The sequence below is a fragment of the Slackia sp. CM382 genome, assembly GCF_000293015.1.
Taxonomy (GTDB): domain Bacteria; phylum Actinomycetota; class Coriobacteriia; order Coriobacteriales; family Eggerthellaceae; genus Slackia; species Slackia exigua.
Map to the genome: position 1 here is coordinate 1 of NZ_ALNO01000015.1, position 1,597 is coordinate 1,597.

Genomic DNA, 1,597 nt, shown 5'->3' on the forward strand with positions numbered 1-1,597 from the left:
GCGGTCACCGTGAACACGGCGTTCTTGAGCGGGATGGAGTTGTCGTCGCCGTCGACCTTGGTCAGCTTGATCTTGCTCGCCAGGTCGCCGCCGGCGGTGCCGCCGGATCCCTGCTCCTTGAAACCGACGCTGGTCTCCCCCGTCGCGTTATCGTCTGTGAGCTTGACGTGGTTCGTAATGGTTGTCCCCGGCGTATAGGTCGTACGATAAGCGAGCTGATACTGGTTGCCGCCAAGGTTGTTGACGGTAAGGGAGAACGACTTATTGTCGGGACCCATAACGAGCGCGCTGCTGATATCCACGGTCTCATGGGTGGCGATCACGCTGCCTTCGTCGTTGAAGTCAACCCTCTTAAGAGTGAAGGATCCGGGAATGTATGTCTCATTTCCGGATCCGCCGGTCAGCGAATCTGTGATGATCGTATGTTGAAGGGTTGCCTTCTTGTAGTTCAGGCGCATGCGCCATGACACCTCGTTGGCGCCGTTCACCTTCTTGCCCTGCTTGCTCAAAACCTCTTCGGGGCTCACCAGAACCTTGGTGACCTTCAGGTCCGTCGATGTCGTCTTTCCGCCTACGGTCACCGAGAAGGTGTTGCTCTGGTTTACGTGAATTTTTTTCTGGTCGAAAAGTGCATACATGTAAATCGTTCCATGCACGTTATACATATCGTTGATCTTGTCGTTGAATGTGACGCGCACTTTGCCGCCGGAATAGCCTGGACTGGGAGTGCCGGGGCCGGGTTCGACGTGCGCTCTGGCAATCACGTTGCCGTCCGCATCCGTTATGTCGAAGTCGAGCGTCGAGAAGTCCGGCGGAAAGCGCACATTGCTCGGCAGCGTTATATCGAAGTGGTCGCCTTCATGCAGAACGGCATTGGGATCATCGACTTTCCAATCCATTGCAAGATAGAAGGCGCTATCTTTTCCGAGCTCCGCAATAGGAGTACCTTTCGGTCGCTGGATTTCAAATTTGGTGATAGATGCAGCAACGTTAACGCCCCCGTCGGCGAAAGCCGCCTGCAACGCACCTCCCGGAATGCAGATCCCGAGCGCCAGAATGACACTCATCAGGTAGCATATCGTCTTCTTCATGCCTTCCCTTCCTCGAATGGTCGTATCCTGCGCATGGCGCGCTTCCGTGCGGCCATGACCCTTGGCTGAGATACCCTGCAAATCCCGCTTTCCGCCAAGAAAACGAATAAGCCCTTCGGGCCGCGCAGGGAGGCGGCCCGAAGGATTATGCCCCGTCCGATGCGGTGGAAGCGGGGCGAATCTCCGCCGGCTCGCATCATGTCGGGGTCGGCTTCCGCATGCATTCCCTGCGCACCGCATGCATCACGCAGAGGAAGAGGAACGACACGGAAGAACCCCTTCCGGCATGCCAGGGGCAATAGCATTGCCGGAGATGGAGGGAAAGAGATCCAAGAAAGGCGCGAAAGCCTTTGATAAAAATCGGGATATGCGAATGCGATAGCAGAAAAGAAAAGGGCCGGGGGATGAGAACCGCCAGCAGCAAACCCGAAGCGACACACGCGAGCGGAACGATCGACGCGAACACGACGGCGAACGCCTCCATACCTCCCCTTTCACCCTGAACG

The 1,597-nt window shown here is 56.9% G+C and carries 1 protein-coding gene; it reads right to left on the bottom strand.

Translation table 11 applies throughout. The annotated features are described in order from the left end of the window. Positions 1–1,091: Ig-like domain-containing protein (locus HMPREF1155_RS05255; protein WP_039993418.1), on the bottom strand; the 1,091-nt coding region annotated here is incomplete at its 3' end. Positions 1,092–1,597 lie beyond the last annotated feature (506 nt).